This window comes from Gordonia sp. IEGM753 (genome assembly GCF_050321825.1).
In the GTDB taxonomy this organism is placed as follows: domain Bacteria; phylum Pseudomonadota; class Gammaproteobacteria; order Pseudomonadales; family Pseudomonadaceae; genus Aquipseudomonas.
Map to the genome: position 1 here is coordinate 188,663 of NZ_JBNQGB010000007.1, position 24,937 is coordinate 213,599.

Sequence of the window (24,937 nt, forward strand, 5' to 3'; positions counted from 1 at the left end):
CCACCAGAGACTGCAGGTGACAGCTGCTGATTCATCGCTACTGGCCGTACTGCCCATGACAACAACTAAATCAACAGTGTTGGGAGTGCTTCATGATCAAGTCCTTGTTTACCCGTTTTGCTCATCCGCTGGCGATTACCGCCATTGCTGCGACGGTCGCCACCAGCGCCCAGGCCGGCACCTTGTCCATTGGTCACACCACATGGGTTGGCTACGGCACCCTTTACCTCGCGCAGGATCTTGGCTACTTCAAAGAGAACGGCTTGACCGTCGAATTGCCGGTAGTCGAAGAAGCCTCGATGTACATGGCCGCCCAAGCCTCAGGTGAGTTATCGGGCTCGGCGTCGACCATCGATGAGGTTCTCAAATACCGTCCGCAATTTTGCTTCAAGGCAGTGGCTGCGCTGGATGACAGCCATGGTGGCGACGGTGTGCTGGTGGGCAAGGACGTCAACAGCCTGCAGGAGCTGAAGGGCAAAGCGGTGGCGGTGAACGAAGGTTCGACCTCGCAGTTCTGGTTGTCGTATTTGCTGAAAAAGAACGGCATGAAAATGAGCGACATCACGGTACAGAACATGACCGCCGATGATGCCGCCACCGCGTTTATCGCAGGTCGTGTACCCGCCGCCGTGACGTGGGAGCCGCACCTGTCGATGGTCCGTGACAAAAAGCAGGGCAAGGTGTTGATCGACAGCAGCAGCACACCGGGCGTGATTGTCGATGTGGTCGCGCTGAACTGCTCGGTCATCGATAAGCAGCCTGAAGACGTCAAAGCCTTGGTCGCCGGTTTGTACAAAGCGGTCCAGTACACCCGGGACCATCCGGAAGAAGCCTACAAAATCATGGCCAAGGGTGTCGGCGGCTACTTGGCCGATCCAAAGGAACTGGCTGCGGCAGCGCAAGGCGTGCGCTTCTACGACCAGGCCATGAGCGAAAAACTGTTCGGCTCGCCGGGCAAACCGGGCGACAGCGCACCGCTGATCAAACTGGCCAACGAAACCGCCAGCGAGCTGCAGGGCAAGCCTTACAACGTCAGCAATGACGACCTGATCGATAACCGCTTTGTCAGCCCGCAGTAGGAGGTTTGCATGTTCAAGCGCAATTCATGGCTGAGCCGCTGCGTCACGCCCAAAACCGGTCTGCCGGTGCAGATTGTATGGAGCGCGAGCGGACTGGCCTGGGTGTTGTTGATCGGCTTGTGGGCCGGTTTGTCGTATGGCGGTGTGGTGCCGGGAATGTTTCTGCCGACGCCGGGCGCGGTGGTCGAGGCTGCCATACGCCTTGGCCGCGACGGCACGCTGGGCTTGCACGTATGGGCCAGCCTGGAAGTGGTGATGGTCGGATTTATTATTTCCTCGCTGGTGGCCGTGCCGCTGGGATTGCTGATGGGCAGCTTCCGCATCGTCCAGGCGTTCCTTGAGCCGATGGTCAATTTCATCCGCTACTTGCCGGTGACCTCGTTCGTACCGCTGTTCATTCTGTGGATCGGCATTGGTCTGGAGCAGCGGGTTTCGGTGATTATTTTCGGCGTGTTCTTCCAGCAACTGGTGATGATCGCGGACGTGTCCAAAGGCATTTCCAAAGACCTGGTCAATGCCTCGTACACCTTGGGTTCCAGCCGCCGCGATGCGGTACTGCATGTCATTGCCCCGGCGTCGTTGCCAGGTGTGCTCGATACGTTGCGCGTGACCATGGGCTGGGCGTGGACGTACCTGGTGGTTGCCGAACTGGTCGCCGCTTCCAGTGGCCTGGGTTATTTGAGCCTTAAAGCCATGCGCGGTTTTCAAGTGGATGTGATTTTTCTGGCAATCGCGATCATTGGCCTGCTGGGCCTGATCACCGATCAACTGTTCCGTTTTTTACGTCTGAGGATCGCCGCATGGGCTCAGTAAGCGCTGCCAATCATCGTTTCGTCACGCCACAAGCGAGCGCTGTGCACGCAGCGCCACGTTTGCAAGTGGACAAGGTCAGCCTGCGTTATAAAAAACCTGACGGCGGCGTGTTTACCGCGCTGGAGCAAGTCTCGTTCGAGGTGCCGGACCAGCAGTTCGCGGTGCTGGTGGGGCCATCGGGATGCGGCAAGTCGAGTTTGTTGTACCTCACCGCAGGCCTAGCAGAGCCTACCGAAGGTGAGATTTACGTCGGCGGCCAGCAGGTCCAAGGCCCGGGCGCGGATCGCGGGATGGTGTTTCAGAGCTATACCTTGTTCCCGTGGCTGACGGTGCGGCAGAACGTCGAGTTTGGCCTCAAGCGTCGCGGCATGCCGGCGGCACGGCGCAAGGAAATCGTCGATTACTACGTCAATGAAGTCGGACTCGCCGGGTTTGCCGACAACTACGCCAAGCAGCTGTCAGGCGGCATGATGCAACGCGTGGCCATTGCCCGGGCGTTGGCCAATGATCCGCAAATCCTGCTGATGGATGAGCCCTTCGGCGCGCTCGATAGCCAGACCCGTCTGCAGATGCAGCAGTTGTTGCTTCGGGTGTGGGGCAACAGCAAAAAAACCGTGCTGTTCGTCACGCACGATATCGACGAGGCCATTTTGTTGGGCGACCGCGTGTATGTGATGGGTGCCAGGCCTGGACGGATCAAGCAGATTCTGGACGTGCCGATCGAGCGTCCACGCAACCTGGACATGGTCATGGAACGCTCGTTCATCGACATGAAACGCGAGATTTTCGGGTTACTGCACGATGAGCTGGAAGAGGCGCATTGATCAGCCGCAAGTGTTGCACTGTGCTTGGGCTAAGGCGCGGGGGGTAACAGGAAACGCGCGATCACCGGCAAGTGATCGGAGATTCGCAACGTATCGTCCTGTCGCACCATCGCCTCGACCCGTTTGATCCGTGGGCTGTAAAACAGGTAGTCAACCGTGCGGTCCGGCCCGTTCAGGCCCGGGTCATTCGGGTAATGGGTCAGCCAACGTTCCCGATCAATGCCGGTGGCCTCGTTGTTGGTCGGGATCATCGGATATTTGTCCCACAGCACATGCAACGCGCTGTCGGCAGAGTAGGGCGTGCGCTGTTCGGCGGGCAGGCGTTGGTATTGGCCCAAAGGCAGTAGATTGAAATCACCGCCGATCAACCATGGCGTGCCGCGGCTTTCGTACTTGTCGAGCACCTTGGCCACGGCAGTCACCTGAGCCAGCAATGTATCGTCGGCTTGAGTGGCGCGATCCAGATGGGTATTGAGCACCGCTATCTGGCCGCCGTCACTCAACGGCAGATAGGTGATCAGCAATGCATTTTTGGGCTTGAACTGGCGGCTGATGATGTTGGCCTGCGCGACCGGCAATTGCAGGCGCTCGGCGTGTTCGATCTCGTAGCGGCTAAGCGTGGCGATTTGCCGCCCGACGCTGCCGAAGATGTGCGGTTCCGGCACGAAGTCAGCTTTCCAGTCGAAGGCATGAGCGCTGCACGGGTAAATGTCGGCGACCCGCTCTTGAAGCAGTTTGAGCTGGTTCTGGTAATCGCTGGCCTTGGCGCCATCGTCCAGCTCTTGCAACAACACGATGTCGGGCTGTTCGTCACGGATGACCCGCGCTACTTCGTCGAGGCTGAAGGCCATGTCTTCGGGCGTCGGGCTTTCGTCATCACCGTTCGCCAGATCGTTCCAGAACACATAGCGCTTGCCCGCCAGGTACTGCACGTTCCAGGTCATGACCTTCATTGCCTGGCCGGGCGCCAGTGCAGGTGCTGGCGCTGTGCAACTGACTGGCAGCACTTCCTTGGCGCCGGGGCGCCACGTCAGGTTGTAGATCAGCAATGCAAACAGGCCGAGAACCAACAGCACTATCAGCAGGGTGTAGCGCAGTAGACGGGTCATGGTTCGGCTTATGGCGTTACAAAGTTGATCGCGAGCATAACCGACCGCCGGGCGGATTCCCAAGCGCTGTCAGCGAGGCTCATCCGCTTTCGTGGGTGCTTCACCGATCAACATGAACAGGCGGAACAGCACCACGCTGGTAAACAGTTGCAAAAAGCTGTGCGCACTGTCGATCAACAGCGAAATAAGCGGGTTCTGCGGGTCGGGATAAATCGCCAGCGTCGCGCCTTTAAGCACCCATAACGGACCCATCACACACAGAATGCACACCAGAATGCGCAGGAAATGGCCGCGCGTAAGGCGCAGGCTTTCTTTCATGGCCGCCAGTGGAGCCATGCCTCTGAGCACCAGCAGGTACTCGGAAAACGCCAGTGTCACCATCAGCCAGATGCCCGGCAGAAAGTACAGCGACAGACCGAGCAGAATCAGCAAGGTGTTAAGCGCGGTGAGCAAGGCAAAACGCGGCCACAACGTCGCCGACATCGCCAACAGGTCGCGGATACGCGGCGATTCACCACGGCTGCGGGCGTCCAGGAACAGAATCAGGGCCGCTGTGTAGAGTGGATAAACCAGCAGGCCGACGATCACACTGTAACCGGGGAAACCTTCCGGCCCCGCGGTTCGGTCGACCACTTGTTGCAACAAGGCTTCAAGGATTACCAGCGGCAGGCACAGCTGCACGATCTGGCCCAGATTGCGTTTGAAGAAGTAAAAAGAGTCACGCAGTACATCGAACGGATTCATACGGTCGGTATCGCTGGTAAAAAGCTGTCACACACTTTAACCGATGAAGTGCCGCCACAAGCAAACGTAAACGTTAGGTAAAGATCATTGAAACATCCTGTTGCAGGCTCCATTACCAGTAAGCACCTCATTCACAGTGAATGTGGGCGACGAAATTCCCGGCAATCTACGAGGTCGCCATGAACAGCGAAGAACAAACCCTGATCGATGGACTGTTTTCCCGGCTGCAACAGGCCGAAACGGATTCAGCCCCGCGCGACGCCCAGGCTGAGGCGCGGATCAAGGAACACCTGACTCGCCAACCCGCGGCGGGCTATTTCATGACCCAGGCGATTCTGGTTCAAGAGGCCGCCATCAAGAGCCTCGACGAACAGAACAAACAACTCACTCAGCACGTGCAGCAATTGCAGGCCGAACTGCAATCGGCCAAGGCTCAAGCGCCTGCTGCGGCGCCTGCCAGCGGTGGGTTTCTGTCGAGCATTTTCGGAGGCGGTTCTCGTGATCCGCAGCCCGCACCGACGCAAAGTGCACCGCCGTCGAGTGGCGGCTGGCGCGAACCGGCACGGCCTGCGTTCAATTCGCAGCCGCCACAGCAAAACTTCGGCGCAGCCCCGGCGCAGCAGAATTACGCGCCACAACAGCAAGCCCCGGCAGCGGCGGGCAGCAGTTTCCTCGGCGGCGCACTGAAGACGGCGGCGGGCGTCGCGGGTGGCGTAATGCTGGCTCAAGGCATCAGCAGCTTGTTCCACAGCAATCAGCAGCCGCAGGAAATCGTCGAAGTCATCAAGGAAGAGCCGGCTCAGGTCAATGACCAGAGCAATGGCAACGGCTGGGGCGACGACCAGCGCATGGCCGACAACGCAAGCGATCAGGGCGGTTACGCCGACGCTGATTACGGCAATGACGACAGTTCATCGTTTTTCGGCGGCGATGACGACGACTCCTTCGTCTGACACACCTGTGGCGAGGGAGCTTGCTGCCTCGCCACATGGCCGATTATTCGCGGAACAATCCTCTTGGCTGGCATACTGGGCAACTTTTCGGGCCTTGTGCCTGATCCTGCCTGCGCGCCAGCGCTCTATCGAGGATGCACGGTGAAAAAAATCGCAGTGTTCGCCGATGTTCAAAACCTCTATTACACCGTGCGTCAGGCTTATGGTTGCCACTTCAACTACGCCGCACTGTGGGCCGATATCAGCAAGCAGGGCGAGATTGTCGAGGCCTACGCCTACGCAATCGACCGCGGCGACAGCAAACAGCAGCAGTTCCAGCAGATCCTGCGCAACCTGGGTTTCGTGGTGAAGCTCAAGCCTTACATCCAGCGCAGCGATGGCTCGGCCAAGGGTGACTGGGACGTGGGCATCACCATCGACATCATGGACGCCGCCGCGCATGTCGACGAAGTGGTGCTGGCTTCCGGTGACGGTGATTTCGACATGCTGCTGGAGCGAATCATCAGCAAGCACGGCGTACAAGCAGTGGCATATGGCGTGCCTGGCTTGACCGCCAACTCGCTGATTCGCGCCGCCAGCCGCTATGTGCCGATCGAAGGCGCATTGCTGCTCAAGAATTGATTTTTACGGAGTTGAAACAGGTTTGGAACGCATAGCAGTCATCGACTTTGAAACCACCGGGATCTCCCCGAGCAGCAGCTGCCGGGCCACGGAAATTGCCGTGGTGATTCTTGAACAGGGGCGCATCGTTGATCGTTACCAAAGCCTGATGAACGCCGGCGTTCGCGTGCCGGCCTTCATTGAACAACTCACCGGCATCAGCAACGCCATGCTGCGCACCGCGCCATCGGCCGAGCAGGTGATGAACGAGGTCAACGAGTTTGTCGGCATCACGCCGCTGTTGGCCCATAACGCTGCCTTCGACCAGAAGTTCTGGGATTTTGAGCTGGGGCGTATCAAACGCACGCGTTTGCAAAACTTTGCCTGTTCGCTATTACTCGCCCGCCGCCTGATGCCGGCCGCGCCGAACCATAAACTCGGCACGCTCACCACGTTCGCCAGGTTGCCGCATACCGGCCAGGCTCACCGGGCCATGGCCGATGCGGAAATGGCCGCCAACCTGACCGCGCACCTGGCGCAAGAGCTGCGGCAAAAACACGGGTTGCGCGAGTTGTCGCATGATTTGCTGGTGAGCCTGCAAAAAGTGCCGGCCGCCAAGATCAACGAGCATCTGAAGCGCCATCGCGGCTTCTAAAAAAGTGTACCGGCGCTAAAAACAGATTTTGTAACTTAATTTTCGGCGTGGGGCTTTCTAGAATAACCGGTCTCTTTGTTCTGCCTTCGAGCTGCCCATGCCTGGCTTACGTCGCTTTCCCTTGCCGTTGATCGCTGCCTTTTTCGCGTTGTATGTGATTTGGGGGTCGACTTACCTGGTCATTCGCATCGGTATCGAATACTGGCCGCCGTTACTGCTGGCGGGTATCCGCTTTGTCATTGCCGGTTCCTTGATGTATGCGTTCCTGCGGTGGCGCGGTGCGCCGGCACCGACCTGGGCGCAATGGAAGGCTGGGGGCATCATCGGCATCTTGCTGCTGACCTGCGGTAATGGCGCGGTCAGCGTGGCGGAACACACTGGCGTGGCGTCGGGTGTTGCTGCGCTTGCAGTGGCGACGGTGCCGTTGTTTACCTTGCTTTGCGGCTACTTCTGGGGCGCGCGTAATACCCGCCTCGAATGGGCCGGTATTGTGCTTGGGCTGATCGGCATCGCCATGCTGAATCTTGGCTCAAACCTGCAATCGAGCCCGATGGGCGCCATGTTGCTAGTGTTTGCAGCGGCCACCTGGGCTTTCGGCTCGGTGTGGAGCAAGCATTTGCCGTTGCCGCAAGGTGCCATGGCCAGTGCCGTGGAAATGCTGGTGGGCGGCGTGGCGCTGCTGATTGGCAGCGCGCTTAGCGGTGAGCAATTGCAGGGCATGCCGCCTATAGAAGGCTGGATGGCGCTGGCTTACCTGATTTTCTTCGGCTCGATCATTGCCTTCAACGCCTACATGTATCTGTTGAAAAACGTGCGTCCGGCGGCGGCCACCAGTTACGCCTACGTCAACCCGGCCGTTGCGGTGTTGTTGGGCATTGTGTTCGTTGGCGAAACGATTGGCATCGAAGAAGCACTGGCCATGGCCGTGATCATCAGCGCTGTGGTGCTGATCGGTTTGCCACAGTGGCGCCGGCGCCCCGTTCAGCCGGCCGCAGCAGTGCCGACAGAATCGCGTGTGAATTAGGGTAAACTGCGCGCCATTGCACACTCGTTTTGCACAACCGCGCTGAATTTTCCTACGGTAATCCCATGACTTTCGCCACCCTTGGCCTGATCGAACCCTTGCTGCGCTCTCTCGAGACGCTCGGCTACCAGACCCCGACGCCGGTTCAGGCGCAAGCGATTCCGGCGGTGCTGGCTGGCCGCGACTTGATGGCTGCGGCCCAGACCGGGACCGGCAAAACGGCCGGTTTCGCTGTGCCGCTTCTGCAATTGCTGGCGATGGAAGGGCCGAAAGTCGCCTCCAACTCGGTGCGTGCACTGATTCTGGTGCCGACCCGCGAGCTGGCTGAACAGGTTCACGAAGCCGTGCGTCAGTACGCCGAGAACCTGCCGCTGAGCACTTATGCGGTATACGGCGGCGTCAGCATCAACCCGCAAATGATGAAGTTGCGCAAAGGTGTCGACGTGTTGGTGGCAACGCCAGGTCGCTTGCTCGACCTGTTCCGCCAGAAGGCCTTGAAGTTCAATCAGCTGCAAACGCTGGTGCTGGACGAAGCGGATCGCATGCTTGACCTGGGCTTCTCCGAAGAGTTGGGGAATATTTACCGGGTTTTACCGAAACAGCGTCAAACACTGTTGTTCTCGGCCACGTTCTCCGATGCGATTCGCACCTTGGCCGGGCAAATGCTCAACGATCCGCTGAGCATTGAAGTCAGCCCGCGCAACGTGGCGGCGAGTACGGTCAAGCAGTGGGTGGTAACGGTCGACAAGAAGCGCAAACCGGAGTTGTTCATTCATTTGCTGCGTAAAGGCAAATGGAAACAGGTGCTGGTGTTTGCCAAGACTCGCAATGGCGTGGACGCACTGGTGGAAAAACTCCAGGGCCTGGGCATCAACGCCGACGGCATTCATGGCGACAAACCTCAAGCGACTCGCCAACGTGCACTGGACCGTTTCAAGGCCAGTGAAGTGCAGATTCTGGTGGCCACCGACGTTGCGGCCCGAGGACTGGATATCGAAGATCTGCCATTGGTGGTCAACTTCGACTTGCCAATCGTGGCTGAAGATTACATTCACCGTATCGGTCGTACCGGCCGTGCGGGTGCAACTGGCCAGGCTATTTCGCTGGTGTGCGCCGATGAAGTGAATTTGCTGTCAGCCATCGAGACGTTGACGCGTCAGACGTTGCCGCGCCAGGTCGAACACGATTTCGAGCCAGAGCACCGCGTACCGGACACCGACGCCAGCGGTCAGGTGGTGAAGAAACCGAAAAAGCCGAAGAAGCCAAAAACTTCCGGCGGTGGTAAGCGCAACCTGGGCAAGTGGGTTGAGAGCGGGGATGCTTCAGCGCCGGAACCTTCGATCAAACCTGTGCGAAAAGTACCGGTGTTCAACACCGGGCCGCGCAAGAAGAAGCCTTGATGTACGGCGGCGTTTAGAAAGACGCCATCGCGAGCAGCCTCGCGCCCTGAGGGGTCACATTTTTTCTGGATAAATGCGATTCCTGTGGGGGCGAGCCTGCTCGCGACGGGCGCAACTCTGTCTCAGGACTTGTTGCGCAACCACGTCACCATCCCCATTCCCGCTGTTCGCCCGCTGGCAAAACATGCGGTCAGCAGATAGCCGCCGGTCGGCGCTTCCCAATCGAGCATTTCCCCCGCGCAAAACACGCCTGGCAGTTGCTTGAGCATCAAGCGCTCATCCATGGCCTCGAACATCACACCGCCAGCGCTGCTGATGGCTTCGTCCAACGGGCGGGTTTTGATCAGTTGCAGCGGCAATGCCTTGATCGCTTTTGCCAACAGCGCCGGGTCTGCGAAGCAGTCGGCAGGCGTCAGTTCCCGCAACAATGCCGCTTTGACGCCATCGATCCCAAGTTGACTGTGCAAGTGCTTGGACATCGAGCGCGAACCACGTGGCTTGCTCAGTGCAGCCTGAACGTTATCCACAGGCTTGCCAGGTAACAGGTCGAGGTGAACGGTTGCCGAACCCTGCTGGTTGATGGCTTCGCGAATCGGTGCAGACAGGGCGTAGATCAAACTGCCTTCAATTCCGGTGGCGGTAATCACGCATTCGCCGAGGCGTGGGACGTCGTCATTGAGGCCGATGGCGATGTTTTTCAGCGGCGCGCCAGCGAATTTACTGACCATCAGTTCGCTCCAGGCTTGCACCTCGAAGCCGCAATTGCTCGGTTGCAGCGGCGCCAGTTCTACGCCGCGTTGTTCAAGTGGCAACATCCATGCGCCGTCCGAGCCAAGGCGCGACCAACTACCACCGCCGAGGGCCAGTAACGTGGCGTCTGGGGTTAAAGCCTTTTCACCCTCCGGGCTCGACACCTTAAGGCTGCCGTCGTTATTCCAGCCCAGCCAACGGTGTCGGGTGTGGATGACGACACCGCAATCGCGCAGGCGCTTAAGCCAGGCGCGTAGGAGCGGGGCGGCTTTCATGTCAGTCGGAAACACTCGGCCGGAACTGCCGACAAAGGTTTCGATGCCCAGCTGATGAATCCATTCGCACAGCGCATCGGCGCCAAACGAGCGCAGCAGCGGTGCAATGTGCGGCGCGCGTTCGGCGTAGCGTGAGAGAAACGCGGGGTAGGCTTCGGAGTGGGTAATGTTCATGCCGCCAACACCGGCCAGCAGGAATTTTCGCCCCACCGAAGGCATGCCATCGTACACATCGACTTTGATTCCGGCCTGGCTCAAGACTTCAGCCGCCATCAAACCGGCGGGGCCGCCACCGATGATGACGACGTGAGAGGAGGAGGGCGATGGCTGGGTCATGGCGAAAGCTGCGGCGTGGCGGAATAAGCCGCGCATTCTACCGCTTCGATGCGTTGAAAGGCTGATCAAAAAACAACCACCGCTTTGCAGGCTATGTGCAGTCTGGTCTGTAGGACCTTTCACTCAGGTTATCCACAGGCAGTTCCACAGGCATTGTGGGTAAAGCATCCACAGGTCAATGACAACCTGATGACTCCCAGACACGTTGCGCACTGTGATGGAGGATGCCGTGACGCCGCGCCAGGGCTTTACGGTCTTTGCTGTAGCCGCCGCCGATAACCCCAACCACGGGAATATCGCGCCCCAGGCAATGGCGCATCACGCTTTCGTCACGAGCAGCAACGCCGGCGTCCGTCAGCTTCAGATAACCGAGCGCGTCGTCCTTGTGCACATCGACGCCTGCGTCATACAGCACCAGGTCTGGCTGATAAAGCGGCAGTAGGTAGTTGAGTGCATCGTCGACCACTTTCAAATAATCGGCATCGCCCATGCCCATCGGCAGCGGGATGTCCCAGTCACTTTCGGCTTTGCGCGCGGGAAAGTTCTTCTCGCAGTGCAGGGAAACCGTCACCGCTTGCGGCGTGTTGTGCAGGATGCGTGCGGTTCCGTCGCCTTGATGCACATCGCAGTCAAAAATCAGTACCCGGTCCACTCGGCCACTTTGCAGCAGGAAATGGCTGATCACCGCCAAGTCATTGAAGATGCAAAATCCTGCCGGGTGGTCGTAATGCGCGTGATGGGTGCCACCTGCCAAATGGCAGGCCAAACCATGCTCCAACGCTTGTTCGGCCGCCAGCAACGAGCCGCCGACCGCGCGTACCGTGCGCCGGGCCAGGGCTTCACTCCACGGCAAACCCAGGCGCCGCTGGTCTTCACGTGACAACTCGCCGCCCATGTAGCGTTCGATATACGCAGGGTCATGTGCGAGTGCGAGAATCTCTGGCGGGCAGAGTTGCGGGCGCAGCAGGTCGGCGTCCCGGGTCAGGCCGCTGTCCACCAGGTGATCGCGCAGCAGGCGAAACTTGTCCATGGGAAAGCGGTGATCCGCGGGGAATTCCGGGCTGTAGTCTTCGTGGTAGATCAGAGGCAGCTTCATGGCGAATTCATGTAGGAACAAGTGAACGATCCTACCAGCGATGTAGACTGGCGGGATGGAAATGGAGGAGCACGATGGAGCCGATACTGGAACTCGAAAGCGCACGCCTGCTGTTGCGGCAGTGGCGCGATGAGGATTTGCCGGAATTTGCGGCGATGTGTGCCGATCCTCAGGTGATGCGTTATTTCCCGGCGCCCCTCAGCCGCTTGGACAGTGCTTCATTGATCGGTCGCATTCGTGGACATTTTGCCGAGCACGGCTTCGGATTTTGGGCGTTGGAGCGCAAGGATACCGGTGCTTTTATCGGATTCACCGGGCTCGCCGTCACAGGCTTTGAGGCAGCGTTTACCCCGGCGGTGGAAATTGGCTGGCGTTTGGCTCGTGAGCATTGGGGGCTCGGTTATGCCAGTGAGGCGGCCTGGACCGCTCTGCGCTGCGGGTTTGATCGGCTGGCCTTGAAAGAAATAGTGTCCTTCACCACCCAAACCAATATGCCCTCGCAGAAAGTCATGCAGGCCATCGGAATGCAGCATGATTCAGCTGATGATTTCGAGCACCCAAGGCTCGCAGTCGGTCATCCGTTGCGTCAGCATGTTCTGTACCGCATCAGCCGCGAACAATGGCTGCAAACCTTACATGGATAAGCCGGCGCGGACGTTTACAATGGTCCCCATAGTGGCGTTGGCCAGAACCTGAATCGACCGTCGCAGCCAAGACTGCGCGGTATTGTGTTGTGTGAGGAGAGTCTGAATGAGCCAAGTGTTGGAGGATCTGGTCGACTTGCTGACCCTGGAACCGATCGAAGAAAACCTGTTTCGTGGTCGTAGTCAGGACCTGGGGTTTCGTCAGTTGTTCGGCGGCCAGGTCATTGGCCAGTCGCTGTCGGCGGCCAGTCAGACCGTTGAAGAAGCGCGCCATGTGCACTCCATGCACGGTTATTTCCTGCGTCCGGGCGACTCCGCGCTGCCCGTGGTTTACCAGGTCGATCGAGTGCGCGACGGCGGCAGTTTCAGTACGCGCCGCGTTACCGCAATCCAGAAGGGCAACCCGATTTTCACTTGCAGCGCATCGTTCCAGTACGACGAAGAGGGGTTCGAGCATCAGGCCGAGATGCCGATTGTAGTGGGCCCGGAAAACCTGCCATCGGAACTCGAACTCGCGCAGCAGCGTGCACACCTCATCCCCGAGCACATGCGCGAAAAACTGCTGTGCCCGAAACCGATCGAGTTTCGCCCGGTTACTGAAGATGACCCGTACAACCCGAAACCTTCCGATCCGATCAAGTACGTGTGGTTTCGCGCCGACGGTTCGCTGGCCGACTCCCCGGCGCTGCACAAATACCTGCTGGCCTATGCCTCGGATTTTGGTCTGCTGACCACCTCGATGCAGCCGCACGGCAAATCGGTCTGGCACAAAGACATGCAGGTCGCCAGCCTTGATCACGCCTTGTGGTTCCACGCGGATCTGCGCGCCGATGACTGGTTGCTGTATGCGATGGACAGCCCATGGGCCGGCAATTCCCGGGGTTTCACCCGTGGAAGCGTATTCAATCGCGCCGGGCAATTGGTGGCTTCGGTGACTCAGGAAGGCCTGATCCGCTACCGCAAGGATTGGGCATGAGCCTGGCCGAAGTCAGGCATTGGGTGTTCGACATGGACGGCACCCTGACGGTGGCCGTGCATGATTTTGCAGCCATCCGCGTGGCATTGGCGATACCGGCCGAAGACGACATTCTCACTCACCTTGCTGCATTGCCGGCTGATGAAGCGGCGGCTAAACATGCGTGGCTGCTGGAGCACGAGCGTGATCTGGCGCTGGGTTCGAAACCGGCAACAGGTGCCGTGGAACTAGTGCGCGAGTTGGCCGGGCGCGGGTATCGGCTGGGCATTCTGACGCGCAATGCGCGCGAATTGGCGCACATCACGCTTGAGGCCATCGGGCTGGCCGACTGTTTTGCGGTCGAGGATGTACTGGGCCGTGATGAAGCGCCGCCCAAACCACATCCCGGGGGTTTGCTGAAGTTGGCCGAAGCGTGGAACGTACCCACCACTGAAATGGTGATGGTCGGCGACTACCGGTTTGATCTTGATTGCGGGCGAGCGGCTGGCGCACGGACGGTGTTGGTGAACCTGCCGGATAATCCGTGGCCTGAGCTGACGGATTGGCATGCGGCAGATTGCGTGGCATTGCGGGAAATGCTCTCGGTTTGAAAGCACTTCCGCCGACAAGCCACGCGCTTAAGGGAACAACACCTTCTGCCCCTCGGGCGACGTAAACATGCCATCGCCATTGTGCCCGACACCGGGCACTTCGATCAGTTGCTGGCTCAAACCCTGCGGATGGCGGCGCGTCAGGTAATCAAAATAGTTGTGCCCGCGAATCAGACGGTAAGCGCCTTGCGCTTCGGCTTCACAGCGTTTGTCCAGGGCCGGATGATTCGGGTCGGTGTCTTGCTGCCCCAAAAGATAAACGATATCGCGCTTGATGTACTTTTCCTCAAGTTGCGCAGGCGTTTGTCCGTCGGCGTACGCGGGTAAATCCGCCAACCCGTACTTCCAGCGATTGAAACCGGGGCACGCGGCATGATTAAACGCCACCGGCCGTTGCTCGTTGAAGTAGGCATATGAGGAAGGGTTGGCGATGACATAGCGCAGGCGCACGCCCGCAGATTCCAGCGCTGGCTGATCGTGACCGAGCATGGCATAGCGTTGCACGACTTGAGCGCCACCAGAGTGTCCGGCGATGACCACTTCCTTAACGTCTGGAAACTGTCGACGGTCGCCGAGCCGGCCGATGATTTCGTCGAGCGCACCGTAGGAACTTAAAGGGAACGGTCCTGTGGACAAGCCGCCCGCCATCCAGTCATTGCCTTGCCAGCGCAACACCGTGTCGGCCACGGGATGTTGCTGGACGTCGGTTTCATTGAGGAATTGTGGAGCAATCACCAGCGTCGTGGCGCTTTGTCCGGCCTGAGCCGCTGCGCTTTCGCCACTTCTAAGATAAGTCTCAGCATTGCGCAGTCGACCGTGGATGATGATCAACACGCGTTCGATTTTTGCGGGCGCCGGGCCGATGCCCACCGCCATTTCACCTTCTTTAAGCAACAAACGGCCGGGGCTGAGCTGCTTCACCGCATGTTCCGCAGCCCCGGCGCTTGCGCAGGTCATCAGGAGAACCAGCAACCAGATTTTCATTTAGAGATTTTTCGCCGCGAAGGTGTCGCATTGGTTGATCTGACCTTGGGCAAACCCGGCCTTGAACCAACGCACACGCTGCGCTGAGGTGCCGTGGGTAAAGGAGTCCGGCACGACACGGCCCTGTCCTTGTTGCTGTAAACGGTCGTCACCAATGGCATTCGCCGCGTTGAGCGCCTCTTCAATGTCACCTGGCTCCAGCCAGTTCAGGCGTTTCTGCGCATTGTTGGCCCACACGCCCGCCAGGCAATCGGCCTGCAGTTCCTGACGAACCAGCAAACCGCCGTCGCCCTCCATGCGTTGACCTTGTTGGCGAGCGGTCTGGATTTTTGCCGAAACGCCCAGCAGCGTCTGAACATGGTGCCCGACTTCATGCGCGATCACGTAGGCCTGAGCAAAGTCACCGGCGGCGGAGAATCGTTGGGACATCTCCTGGAAAAAACTCATGTCCAGGTAGACCTTCTGGTCTGCCGGGCAATAAAACGGACCCGTCGCCGAGGTCGCGAGGCCGCAGGCTGAATTCACCCGATTGCTGAACAGCACCAGCGTCGGGTTTTTATACTGACGGCCGGCCTGCTGGAAAATCTGCCCCCAGGTGTCTTCGGTATCGCCGAGGATCGAGCGCACGAACTCAGCCTGTTGATCGTTGGCCGGTGGCGCCTTGCGGGCCTGATTGGTGGCCGGTGCCGATTGATCGCTCATTTGCCCGGTGAGTTGTCCGAGTATTTGCAGCGGGTCCTGACCGGTCATCCAGCCGATCCCGACAATCAGAATGATCGCCGTCAGGCTCAGGCCCTTGCCGCCACCGAAGCGCATTCCGCCGCCACCGCCGCCGACATCATCACCACGGGCGTCGACCACGTTGTCGCTGCGTCGGCCTTTTTTCCATAGCATGTGGGATTCCTCTGATTGTCCGTGGGATGAGTGTTGCTGGTGAGCGAGTGCGGCGCCAGTCCGGTCGTCCGGCATTTATCGTGCACCGTAACATTCCCAGGCGCGCATCGCGGGCTCTGCGGAACATTACTGACGTGTAAGAACGTCGCTCCCTTATCAAATTCCGTCAGGCAGCGGATTTAGTTTGGATTGCATTGTCAGTTCCAGATTTTGCGTTCGACCGGTTGTCTTCTAGAATCGTGAAAATCTTGTTTGGAAGGTCCCATGGCCGGCAGTCAGATCGAACGTGTTTTCAGCGTGCTGGAAAGCCTTACCAGCGAGCCTCGTGGCCTGCCGATGCAGGCGTTGGCAGAACAGCTCGATATTCCTAAGAGCGCCACGCACCGATTGCTCGCTGAGCTGATCCGCTTGGGTTACGTGCGGCAGAATCCAGAGAATTTGCGCTATCAACTGTCGACCAAACTGGTCGCCATGGGCTTTCGTTACTTGTCGAGCAGTGGTGCCGATATTGTGCAACCGGTGCTTGATCGTCTGGCTCACGAAACCGGTGAACTGGTGCGTCTCGGCGTTATCGAGGGCGAGCGACAAACCTGGATCGCCAAGTCTCAAGGCGCTCGTTCCGGGCTGCGCTACGACCCGGACATGGGGCGTGATGCGCCGCTGTTCTATACCGCCTCGGGGCATGCGTGGCTGGCGTGCATGAGCGACGCCGAGGCATTGTCGCTGGTGGAGCGTCAAGCGGCAGAGCAGCCCGAAAACGTTGGCCCTAACGCGCCGCGCTCTAACATCGAACTGCTTGAGCGCTTACGTTTGGCGCGAGAACAGGGCTATGCCTGGGTCGAAGAAAGTTCGGCTGTTGGCACCTCGGCAATTGCGGCCGTCGTTCGCCATCCCGATAACGGGCAGGTGATTGGCGTGCTAAGTATCGCCGGGCCCAGCGCACGCATGCCGGGCGCGCGGTTGCATGAGTTGGCGCCATTGTTGTTGAAATTTACGGCGGAGCTGTCGGCGGCCAGCCTGGCGTCTGAACTGTTCGTTTAGTTGATGCCGCGCACTTTTCGCACACGTTTGCGGTTTGTTTGTGTGAGAATCTGGAACAAGGTTCTAAAATGTCTTCATCAATGTGCCAACGATAATCACAAGTGAACCGGGATGAGTACGAGGGAAGGGGTGTTTTGCATCGCTTCTTTTCCGACTTCAACAGGGACTTTTCATGACCATCAGCACTCCGCTTTCCGGCGTAAACCAACCCTTTCGCGGGATTTTGCTGATTGTCGTCGCGACTTTTCTGTTCTCCAGCCACGATGCGCTGTCGAAATACCTATCGGGCTTTTACCCGATCATCATGGTGGTATGGGCCCGGTATCTGGTGCACACGCTGCTGATGGCCGGGATATTTTTGCCGCAATCCGGTTTGCGTGTCTTGCGCACCAAACGACCATTGCTGCAATTGATGCGGGCGTTGTGCCTGCTGGGCACCAGTTTGTTTTTTACCACCGGCCTGCAGTTCATTCCGCTGGCCGAGGCCACGGCGGTCAACTTTCTTGCGCCGGTGTTGGTCACTGCACTGTCAGTGCCGTTGTTGAAAGAACATGTCACACGCGGACAATGGATTGCGGTGATTTGCGGGTTTATCGGGGTGCTGATCATCGTTCACCCTGGCGGCGAACTGTTTACCCCTGCGGTATTGCTGCCGCTGTGTTCGGCACTGTTTTTTTGCTTCTATCAATTGCTCACCCGCAAGCTCAGTGAAATCGATAGTCCGACCACCAGCAACTTTTTTGCAGGCTTGTGCAACACGCTGATCATGAGCGCGTTGGTGCCGTTCTTCTGGCAAGTGCCAACCTTCGGCCATGGATTGATGATGGTGGCATTGGGCACTTGCGGGATGACCGCTCACCTGTTCCTGACCCAGGCGTTTCGCTACGCGGCTCCCGCACTGCTGGCGCCATTCGGTTACTGCCAGATTGTGTTCGCCGGTTTGCTCGGCTGGTTGCTGTTTTCGCATACACCGAGCTTGACCACGGTGATCGGCATCGCGGTAATTTGTTGCAGCGGCCTGGCGGCAGCGTGGCAGCAGCGTCGACGTTAAAAGGCAAAGCCCCGTAGGAAACCGGCTTGCCGGTGATGGCGATTTCGAAGGCGCCATCGCTGGCAAGCCAGTCTCCTACAGGTCGGTGGTGAATCACGGATTTATGTCGTTAACACAGATCCCGTAGGAAACCGGCTTGCCGGTGATGGCAATTTCGAGGGCGCCATCGCTGGCAAGCCAGTCTCCTACGGTTCGGTGGTGAATCACGGATTTATGTCGTTAACGCAGATCCCGTAGGAAACCGGCTTGCCGGTGATGGCAATTTCGAGGGCGCCATCGCTGGCAAGCCAGTCTCCTACGGATCGGTGGTGATTCCCGGATTTATGTCGTTAACACAAATCCCGTAGGAAACCGGCTTGCCGGTGATGGCGATTTCGAAATCGCCATCGCTGGCAAGCCAGGCTCCTACAGGTCGGTGGTGATTCCCGGATTTATGTCGTTTACGCAGATCCTGTAGGAAACCGGCTTGCCGGTGATGGCGATTTCGAGGGCGCCATCGTTGGCAAGCCAGTCTCCTACAGGTCGGTGGTGATTCCCGGATTTATGTCGTTAACGCAGATCCCGTAGGAAACCGGCTTGCCGGTGATGGCGATTTCGAAATCGCCATCGCTGGCAAGCCAGACGCTTACACGTCGGTGACGGCAGTAATCTTGCGCGGGGCCATGAAGTACATCCAGATAAGGGCGATGAAGTACATCGCCGGAATCAGGGTAAATAGCACGGTGTAGTTATTGTGGGTGATGGTCAGGATGTGGCCCACCAGTTGGGTCATGAACATCCCGCCTATCGCGGCGCACATGCCGCCGAATCCAAACACGGTGCTCATCATGTGTTTAGGTGTGTAGTCCATCACCAGGCTCCAGATGTTGGCTGTCCAGGCCTGGTGCGCGCCGATGGCCAGGGAAATCGCGAACACCGCTACCCAGAGGTTGCTTGATCCCGCCGCCATGATTACGCCGATGATGCAGCAGGCGAACAGGAGCATCGACACCAACCGCGCCTTGATCGGGTTGACGCCGCGACCGATAAGGAACGAGGACAGGATGCCGCCACCGATGCTGCCGAAGTCTGCGGTCAGGTAGATGATGATCAACGGGATGCCCATTTGGGTCACGTTGATGCCCAGGCTGTATTGCTGGTTAAGGAACGGCGGCAGCCAATACAGGTAAAACCAGAACACCGGAGCCGTCAGCGCGTAGGCAATGGCAAACGCCCAGGTGCCGCGCATACGCAGGATTCTGGAGAACGGTACCCGCGCGGGCGCCGGTTCGACTTCCTGCTGGATATAGTCCAGTTCCGACTGTTTAACGCTTGGGTGGTCTTCAGGGTTGAAGTACTTCAAGCCCCAGAACAGCAACCAGATGCCCCCCAGTGCCGACATGCACAAGAAGGCAGCCTGCCAACCCCACACGTGAAGGATCAGCGGCAGCAGCATTGGGGTGAACATGGCTCCGACGTTAGTCCCGGCGTTGAAAATGCCAGTGGCCACGGCACGTTCACCGGCAGGAAACCATAGCCGGGTGGTTTTCACGCACGCCGGGTAATTGGCCGCTTCGGTGAGGCCGAGGATAAAGCGACACACCATGAAACCCAGTGCCGATGTGGCCAGGCCATGGGCGCCGGTCGCCAGGCTCCAGAGCAACACGGCGCAGAAGAACACGCGTTTAACGCCGACCCGATCGATCAGTCGTCCCTGCAGCACAAACCCGATGGCATAGCCGACCTGGAACCAGAAGTTGATGTTGGCGTAATCCATCGCAGTCCAGCTCATCTCCTTGGCCAGAATGGGTTGCATCACGCCCAGTGCGGCGCGGTCGATGTAGTTCAGCGTGGTGGCAAAAAACACCAGTGCAAGCATGCCCCACCGGGTTTTGCCCACGGCCATTGCGCCACGGATCTTGTCGCCGATGCCAGCGTTGGCAGGGGCTATGGAGGAATGCTCCATGGCAGAGCTTTGAGACGGAGTCATGTAGGCCACCCGATTATTTTTATGTGGGGTTCCAGATCGTTGGTCGCAGCGCACGATGAGTGTGACCGGACCGAATGTGCTGCGATGTTGCGCAGTGAGCAAAAAATCGTCAATTCATCAAAAGCCATTCTGTTCGATAATCGCACGCAAAACTAACTGGGTAGTACACTTTGAATTGCTCAATCGAGGGGGCTCACTCAATAATTCGATCATCACATTAAAAGCGGCGCAAATTCCCTGTAGCCGAAGCCTTCACCGGGAGTCGACCTATGCAGCGTTCCATTGCCACCGTTTCCTTGAGCGGTACCCTGCCGGAAAAACTCGAAGCCATCGCCGCCGCTGGTTTTGACGGGGTCGAAATTTTCGAGAATGACCTGCTGTACTACGACGGTAGCCCACGAGCAATAAAGCAAATGTGCGCCGACCTGGGGATTGCGATCACATTGTTTCAGCCTTTTCGGGATTTTGAAGGCTGCCGCCGCGACCGCTTGCCGCGCAATCTGGAACGGGCAGAGCGCAAATTCGACTTGATGCAGGAACTGGGCACAGACCTGGTGCTGGTGTGCAGCAATACCTCGGCAGACTCGATCGGTGATGAGCAAATCCTGGTCGACGATTTGCGTCAGCTAGCAGAACGAGCCGGTGCACGGGGCTTGCGCATCGGCTATGAGGCACTGGCGTGGGGAAGGCATGTAAACACTTATCAACAGGTGTGGAATATGGTTCGTCAGGCTGATCATGCCGCGTTGGGTGTTCTGCTGGACAGTTTTCACACGCTGTCGCTGAAGGGCGATCCAAGTGCCATTGCCGAGATTCCAGGCGACAAGATTTTCTTTGTGCAGATGGCCGATGCGCCCATTTTGGCCATGGACGTGCTGGAGTGGAGCCGGCATTTTCGCTGTTTCCCTGGCCAGGGCGAATTCGATCTGCCGGGTTTTCTCGCCCCTATCATCAAGAGCGGCTACACCGGCCCGTTGTCGCTGGAGATATTCAACGACGGTTTCCGCGCTGCGCCACCTCGCGCCAACGCTGCTGACGGCTTGCGCTCGCTGTTGTACCTCGAAGAGAAGACGCGTCAGCGCCTGGAGCAAGAATCCCAACCTGCGGCGTACCACGATATGTTGTTCGAGACGCCGAAGGCTTGCGAATACAACGGTATCGAATTTCTCGAATTTGCGGTTGATGAAAGTCTTGGCGCCAAACTCTCACATTGGCTACAGCGGTTGGGATTCGCCAAGGCCGGACAGCATCGCTCCAAGAGCGTGAGCCTGTTGCGCCAAGGTGACATCAACCTGATCCTCAATTGCGAACCGTATTCCTTCGCCCACAGTTTTTTCGAAGCGCACGGCCCCTCGCTGTGCGCAACAGCACTGAGGGTCAAGGACAGCGCCAGCGCACTGGCCAGGGCGGTGGCTTACAAAGGGCAGCCTTATCGAGGTTTGGTGGGTCCCAATGAACTTGAATTGGCTGCGATGCGCGCACCTGATGGCAGCCTGATCTACCTGGTAGACCCGCAAACCGACGTCTATGGCACTGACTTCAATCTGATGCCTGCAGACGCAACCGGCGGTGGTCTTAAACGGATTGACCACATGGCCATGGCGTTGCCCGCTGACAGCCTCGACAGTTGGGTGCTGTTCTATAAAAGCCTGCTGGATTTCGAGGCTGACGATGAAGTGGTGCTGCCCGACCCGTATGGCCTGGTAAAAAGCCGTGCGCTGCGTAGCCGTGACAGTTCGATTCGCTTGCCGTTGAACATTTCCGAGAACCGCAACACCGCCATCTCACACGCGTTGTCGAGTTATCGCGGCTCTGGTGTGCATCACATCGCGTTTGATTGTGACGATATCTTCGCCGAAGTCAGCCGTGCGAAAGAGGCCGGCGTGCCACTGCTGGATATCGCGCTCAACTATTACGATGACCTGGCGGCTCGCTACGACTTTGATGATGAGTTCCTCAGCGAACTGGCCTATTTCAATGTGCTGTATGACCGCGACGCTCAGGGTGGCGAGCTGTTTCATGCGTACACCGAGCCATTTGAGGGGCGCTTTTTCTTCGAGATCATTCAGCGCAAACAAGGTTATGCCGGTTACGGCGCGGCTAATGTCGCGGTGCGGCTGGCGGCGATGGCCAAAACACGTAGCGCAGGTATCAGGAAGGCGAAGTTGTAGGGAATTCGTAACCGCAACATGAAACCGCTGCCGCACGACTTCCTTCGCTGTGCGGTGCGGCTCATAATCGCCCGCTTGTGCAGTGATGGCCGTGAGCCCGCAATGACAATAAATTCAGAACTCTCCGTAACGCCCGACGAACCTGTTGCCGAGCCGCGCAAGAGTCGCAAGAACAACCCGGAGAAGACCCGGGAGAACATTCTTCAAGAAGCTATTGTGGAGTTCGTTCAGCAAGGGCTTTCCGGTGCTCGCGTCGATGCTATCGCCGAGCGCATTCACACCTCCAAGCGCATGATCTATTACTACTTCGGCAGTAAGGAACAGCTTTACGTCGAGGTGTTGGAGAAGCTCTACGGCGATATACGCCACACCGAAAACCGCCTGCAACTGGCCGAACTCGCGCCCAGGGAGGCGATTCGGCGACTGGTGGAATTTACCTTCGATCACCATGATCGCAATGTCGATTTCGTGCGCATTGTCAGCATCGAGAACATTCACAACGCCGAATATGTGAAGCGCTCCGATGCAATCAAGGCAATGAACAACACCATCCTCGATGCCTTGGGCGTGATACTGCAGCGCGGTGTCGAAGACGGTGTCTTCCGTTCGGGGCTTGATGCCTTGGACGTGCATTTGCTGATCAGTTCGTTCTGCTTCTATCGCGTGTCGAACAGACACACTTTTGGTGAGATTTTTCAGATCGACTTGCCAGACGAAGGCATCAAGCAACGCCATCGGGAAATGATTTGCGAGTCCGTGCTGCGGTACTTGCAAGCCTGATCACGCTTGAAAGATCGCGGCCTGCAACAGGCCGCGATCGTATGTCGTTCAACCGTTCATGCTTTGAAAGTGCGCGAGCATCCGTTGCGCGTCCGGGACCACGCCGCTAAACAACTCGAAAGCCTTGACTGCCTGAAACACTGCCATTGTGCCGCCATCCAGCGTTCGGCAACCCAAGGCGCGGGCGTTGCGCAGCAGCTCGGTTTCCAGTGGGAAATACACGATTTCCGCCACCCACAGTTCTGCACGAAGCAGTTCTAGCGGCACCGGTGTGCCCGGCAGTTTTTTCATGCCCACCGGGGTGGTGTTTACCAAACCATTCGCCTGCGCAAGCGTGCTCGGTAAATCATGCCCGGCCTCGGCGCGGCCTGCGCCGAAATGCTGATTGAGATTGTCTGCCAGGCTTTGGGCTCGACTGATCTCGACATCAAAAATACTCAGGCGCTGTACGCCTTCGCTCAACAGTGCGTGGGCAACTGCCGCGCCAGCACCACCGGCGCCCATCTGTACTACACGTTCTATGGCAACGCCCTGCAAGCCACGGCGAAAGCCTTCGGCAAATCCAAGGCAATCGGTGTTGTGGCCGAGGCGTTTGCCATCCTTCAGCACCACCGTATTCACCGCGCCGATGCCGCGTGCTTCCGCTGACAATTCGTCCAGCAGTGGGATGATCGCTTGTTTGCATGGAAACGTAATGTTCAAACCGGTGTAGTTCATGCGCTCGGCAGCCATCAGCAAATCGGGCAGCGCTGTGATATCGAGTTTCAACGGGTCGAGGTCGATCAAGCGGTAGAGGTAACGCAAACCCTGAGCGTCACCTTCGTGCTCGTGCAGCGCCGGTGTGCGGGAAGCCTGAATGCCCGCGCCGATCAGGCCGGCCAATATCACGTTGTCATGGCTCACCGTGTTCAACCCCTCAACTGCAAATGGCTTTGCGCAAGTCGATAGCCGTGGCTGACCAAACCGCACGGTGCTGTGATATCGACGTTAGCCCGTTCACGCGTACCCAACCCATTCAGGTTTGGGCCGATAAGCAGCAAAAAGATAGGCGACATTGAGGTTTCTCCACTTTTTATTGTTGGCATCGGCTGAGCATCCAGCCAGTGGAGATAAATTGTACCAGTTGGTTAATTAGGTCAATTGCAGCGAGTTTGTTTCGATGGTTTGTGTGCGGTGATCGGACGATCTCACGCACCTTATGATTAACGTCCACAGCGCAATGCATTGGGCCCACACGCGCAGCAGCGATCGGTTTGTTCAAGGAAAGGAAGATCCTTGTTCTCTTTAACCTAACGGATGGGTTAGTGTGAATGTGTGCCGCTACAAAGGGCTATCGCTAGTGGTGATGCTGCGCGACGAACATTGCCCGCCCCACGTGCATGTCGATGCCGGAGCCTGGAGTGCGCGTTTCAAGTTCTGCTTTTGGCACAACAATGTCGAACTGTGGGACGTGGTGCCTCAATCACGTCGCCCGCCTACGGCAGTGTTAGAAGGATTGCGACACGCCCTTGGACAACCCGCCCATTTACGTCGAGCTCGAGGCATCTGGTGGAGCAAATTGCAAACGGTTTGCCTCGATCATCAATTGTGGGATGAACAGATCAACCAAGTAGTGGTGCTGAAAAGTATCGTCACCACCACCTACATCATTAGCTCGGCATGGTATGTACCCGAGAAAAACAAGACCTTGCTGGCCTTGATGGGAGCACTGGAGGGCGTGGAGATCACTCTATGAAAACGATAAGGGCAAGCATATTGGTGGATAGGCCCGTCACCGAAGAAGTAGTGGATGAAGCGATCGAACGTGGGCTACTTAGTCAAAAAAAACTTTGCAGGCGACGGCGGTTGCCTATGCAGAACCTTGTCTGATCATCAGCTTCAAGGACGGCAGCGGTGTATTGCTGCCAGTAAAGCGCCACCCTGAATTCGATGATTTCGAGGCGGAGGATTTTGCTCAACTGAAAATCGGTTTTGCCGCAAGCGCGCTGTGTCACGAAGGAAAGGATCTGCACGTTTCCATCGCGGGATTGATTTCGGCGAGTGAGCCGCTGATGAATATGGCGGCGTATGTCATTGCGTCGCGTAATGGTCGTCAAAGCAGCGCGGCTAAATCTGCCGCTGCACGCGCCAATGGCAAGAAGGGCGGGCGCCCGCGAAAGGTTGATAAGGCTCTTTGATT

General features: G+C 58.1%; 26 protein-coding genes. 17 read left to right on the forward strand and 9 right to left on the reverse strand.

Translation table 11 applies throughout. The features are described from left to right. The first annotated feature begins 92 nt into the window (after positions 1-92). From ACQR3R_RS26510 to ACQR3R_RS26520, 3 genes are read left to right on the forward strand one after another with little or no spacing between them, the layout of a single operon-like run. Positions 93-1,079, forward strand: a complete 987-nt coding sequence (locus ACQR3R_RS26510) for an ABC transporter substrate-binding protein (RefSeq protein ID WP_428276955.1) — start codon at positions 93-95, stop codon at positions 1,077-1,079. Positions 1,080-1,088: 9 nt separating this feature from the next. Then, entirely contained in the window at positions 1,089-1,892 is an 804-nt protein-coding gene (locus tag ACQR3R_RS26515; protein ID WP_428276957.1) for an ABC transporter permease subunit, read from the forward strand. After that, positions 1,880-2,716: an ATP-binding cassette domain-containing protein gene (locus tag ACQR3R_RS26520; protein WP_428276959.1), complete on the forward strand. Its 837-nt coding sequence runs from the start codon at positions 1,880-1,882 to the stop codon at positions 2,714-2,716. Before ACQR3R_RS26515 ends, ACQR3R_RS26520 begins: the two co-directional genes overlap by 13 nt. A gap of 29 nt (positions 2,717-2,745) precedes the next feature. On the opposite strand, the gene ACQR3R_RS26525 is transcribed toward ACQR3R_RS26520, so the two are convergent. Both ACQR3R_RS26525 and ACQR3R_RS26530 read right to left on the reverse strand, forming a co-directional pair. Next, entirely contained in the window at positions 2,746-3,825 is a 1,080-nt protein-coding gene (locus tag ACQR3R_RS26525; RefSeq protein WP_428276961.1) for an endonuclease/exonuclease/phosphatase family protein, read from the reverse strand. A gap of 69 nt (positions 3,826-3,894) precedes the next feature. Then, positions 3,895-4,569: a YciC family protein gene (locus ACQR3R_RS26530; RefSeq protein ID WP_428276963.1), complete on the reverse strand. Its 675-nt coding sequence runs from the start codon at positions 4,567-4,569 to the stop codon at positions 3,895-3,897. 179 nt (positions 4,570-4,748) lie between these two features. Here ACQR3R_RS26530 and ACQR3R_RS26535 point away from each other — a divergent pair, with 179 nt between their 5' ends. The 5 genes from ACQR3R_RS26535 to ACQR3R_RS26555 all read left to right on the forward strand — a co-directional run bounded on the left by ACQR3R_RS26535 (position 4,749) and on the right by ACQR3R_RS26555 (position 9,201). Next, complete coding sequence (locus ACQR3R_RS26535) at positions 4,749-5,522, forward strand: DUF2076 family protein (protein ID WP_428276965.1); 774 nt, start codon at positions 4,749-4,751, stop codon at positions 5,520-5,522. Between the two features lie 141 nt (positions 5,523-5,663). Beyond that, positions 5,664-6,143 (forward strand): NYN domain-containing protein, encoded by a 480-nt coding sequence (locus ACQR3R_RS26540; RefSeq protein ID WP_428276967.1) that lies wholly within the window; start codon positions 5,664-5,666, stop codon positions 6,141-6,143. A gap of 22 nt (positions 6,144-6,165) precedes the next feature. Next, positions 6,166-6,777, forward strand: coding sequence for an exonuclease domain-containing protein (locus tag ACQR3R_RS26545; RefSeq protein ID WP_428276969.1), 612 nt, complete (start codon positions 6,166-6,168; stop codon positions 6,775-6,777). A gap of 97 nt (positions 6,778-6,874) precedes the next feature. Continuing rightward, the gene (gene yedA, locus ACQR3R_RS26550; protein ID WP_428276971.1) at positions 6,875-7,801 is read left to right on the forward strand and encodes a drug/metabolite exporter YedA; all 927 of its coding nucleotides are present in this window, start codon (positions 6,875-6,877) and stop codon (positions 7,799-7,801) included. Positions 7,802-7,866: 65 nt separating this feature from the next. Further along, positions 7,867-9,201 carry an RNA helicase RhlE1 gene (locus ACQR3R_RS26555; RefSeq protein WP_428276973.1) on the forward strand — a complete coding sequence of 445 codons (1,335 nt, stop codon included), beginning with the start codon at positions 7,867-7,869 and terminating at the stop codon, positions 9,199-9,201. A gap of 122 nt (positions 9,202-9,323) precedes the next feature. On the opposite strand, the gene ACQR3R_RS26560 is transcribed toward ACQR3R_RS26555, so the two are convergent. Both ACQR3R_RS26560 and ACQR3R_RS26565 read right to left on the reverse strand, forming a co-directional pair. Beyond that, on the reverse strand, positions 9,324-10,598 hold the full coding sequence (locus ACQR3R_RS26560; protein WP_428276975.1) for a TIGR03862 family flavoprotein: 1,275 nt from the start codon (positions 10,596-10,598) through the stop codon (positions 9,324-9,326). A gap of 139 nt (positions 10,599-10,737) precedes the next feature. Next, positions 10,738-11,658, reverse strand: coding sequence for a histone deacetylase family protein (locus tag ACQR3R_RS26565; RefSeq protein WP_428276977.1), 921 nt, complete (start codon positions 11,656-11,658; stop codon positions 10,738-10,740). 74 nt (positions 11,659-11,732) lie between these two features. Here ACQR3R_RS26565 and ACQR3R_RS26570 point away from each other — a divergent pair, with 74 nt between their 5' ends. The 3 genes from ACQR3R_RS26570 to ACQR3R_RS26580 all read left to right on the forward strand — a co-directional run bounded on the left by ACQR3R_RS26570 (position 11,733) and on the right by ACQR3R_RS26580 (position 13,868). Continuing rightward, positions 11,733-12,302 carry a GNAT family N-acetyltransferase gene (locus tag ACQR3R_RS26570; RefSeq protein ID WP_428276979.1) on the forward strand — a complete coding sequence of 190 codons (570 nt, stop codon included), beginning with the start codon at positions 11,733-11,735 and terminating at the stop codon, positions 12,300-12,302. 106 nt (positions 12,303-12,408) lie between these two features. Next, a complete protein-coding gene (gene tesB, locus ACQR3R_RS26575) occupies positions 12,409-13,278 on the forward strand; it encodes an acyl-CoA thioesterase II (RefSeq protein ID WP_428276981.1) in 870 nt (289 codons plus the stop codon). Continuing rightward, positions 13,275-13,868, forward strand: coding sequence for an HAD-IA family hydrolase (locus ACQR3R_RS26580; protein ID WP_428276983.1), 594 nt, complete (start codon positions 13,275-13,277; stop codon positions 13,866-13,868). The genes tesB and ACQR3R_RS26580 overlap by 4 nt, the downstream gene beginning before the upstream one ends. 27 nt (positions 13,869-13,895) lie before the next feature. Here ACQR3R_RS26580 and ACQR3R_RS26585 read toward each other — a convergent pair whose 3' ends face one another. Further along, entirely contained in the window at positions 13,896-14,852 is a 957-nt protein-coding gene (locus ACQR3R_RS26585) for a hypothetical protein (protein ID WP_428276985.1), read from the reverse strand. Continuing rightward, a complete protein-coding gene (gene ypfJ / locus ACQR3R_RS26590; protein WP_428276987.1) occupies positions 14,853-15,746 on the reverse strand; it encodes a KPN_02809 family neutral zinc metallopeptidase in 894 nt (297 codons plus the stop codon). It lies immediately after the preceding gene. Positions 15,747-16,010: 264 nt separating this feature from the next. On the opposite strand from ypfJ, the gene ACQR3R_RS26595 reads away from it, so the two are divergent. Then, the gene (locus ACQR3R_RS26595; RefSeq protein WP_428276989.1) at positions 16,011-16,787 is read left to right on the forward strand and encodes an IclR family transcriptional regulator domain-containing protein; all 777 of its coding nucleotides are present in this window, start codon (positions 16,011-16,013) and stop codon (positions 16,785-16,787) included. Positions 16,788-16,959: 172 nt separating this feature from the next. Further along, the gene (locus tag ACQR3R_RS26600) at positions 16,960-17,838 is read left to right on the forward strand and encodes an EamA family transporter (RefSeq protein ID WP_428276991.1); all 879 of its coding nucleotides are present in this window, start codon (positions 16,960-16,962) and stop codon (positions 17,836-17,838) included. A 625-nt stretch (positions 17,839-18,463) separates the two neighbouring features. Here ACQR3R_RS26600 and ACQR3R_RS26605 read toward each other — a convergent pair. After that, positions 18,464-19,807, reverse strand: a complete 1,344-nt coding sequence (locus ACQR3R_RS26605) for an MFS transporter (protein ID WP_428276993.1) — start codon at positions 19,805-19,807, stop codon at positions 18,464-18,466. 269 nt (positions 19,808-20,076) lie between these two features. Here ACQR3R_RS26605 and quiC point away from each other — a divergent pair, with 269 nt between their 5' ends. Further along, positions 20,077-21,978 carry a 3-dehydroshikimate dehydratase QuiC gene (gene quiC / locus ACQR3R_RS26610; protein WP_428276995.1) on the forward strand — a complete coding sequence of 634 codons (1,902 nt, stop codon included), beginning with the start codon at positions 20,077-20,079 and terminating at the stop codon, positions 21,976-21,978. 102 nt (positions 21,979-22,080) lie between these two features. After that, a complete protein-coding gene (locus ACQR3R_RS26615) occupies positions 22,081-22,758 on the forward strand; it encodes a TetR family transcriptional regulator (RefSeq protein WP_428276997.1) in 678 nt (225 codons plus the stop codon). Between the two features lie 48 nt (positions 22,759-22,806). Here ACQR3R_RS26615 and ACQR3R_RS26620 read toward each other — a convergent pair whose 3' ends face one another. Together ACQR3R_RS26620 and ACQR3R_RS26625 are read right to left on the reverse strand one after the other, a co-directional pair. Continuing rightward, a complete protein-coding gene (locus ACQR3R_RS26620; protein WP_428276999.1) occupies positions 22,807-23,661 on the reverse strand; it encodes a shikimate dehydrogenase in 855 nt (284 codons plus the stop codon). Positions 23,662-23,666: 5 nt separating this feature from the next. Beyond that, a complete protein-coding gene (locus tag ACQR3R_RS26625; protein WP_428277001.1) occupies positions 23,667-23,813 on the reverse strand; it encodes a hypothetical protein in 147 nt (48 codons plus the stop codon). A 290-nt stretch (positions 23,814-24,103) separates the two neighbouring features. Between ACQR3R_RS26625 and ACQR3R_RS26630 the strand changes: the two genes are divergently transcribed. Together ACQR3R_RS26630 and ACQR3R_RS26635 are read left to right on the forward strand one after the other, a co-directional pair. Further along, positions 24,104-24,493, forward strand: a complete 390-nt coding sequence (locus ACQR3R_RS26630) for a hypothetical protein (protein ID WP_428277003.1) — start codon at positions 24,104-24,106, stop codon at positions 24,491-24,493. A 94-nt stretch (positions 24,494-24,587) separates the two neighbouring features. After that, positions 24,588-24,935 carry a DUF2442 domain-containing protein gene (locus ACQR3R_RS26635; protein ID WP_428277005.1) on the forward strand — a complete coding sequence of 116 codons (348 nt, stop codon included), beginning with the start codon at positions 24,588-24,590 and terminating at the stop codon, positions 24,933-24,935. The last annotated feature ends 2 nt before the right edge of the window (positions 24,936-24,937 follow it).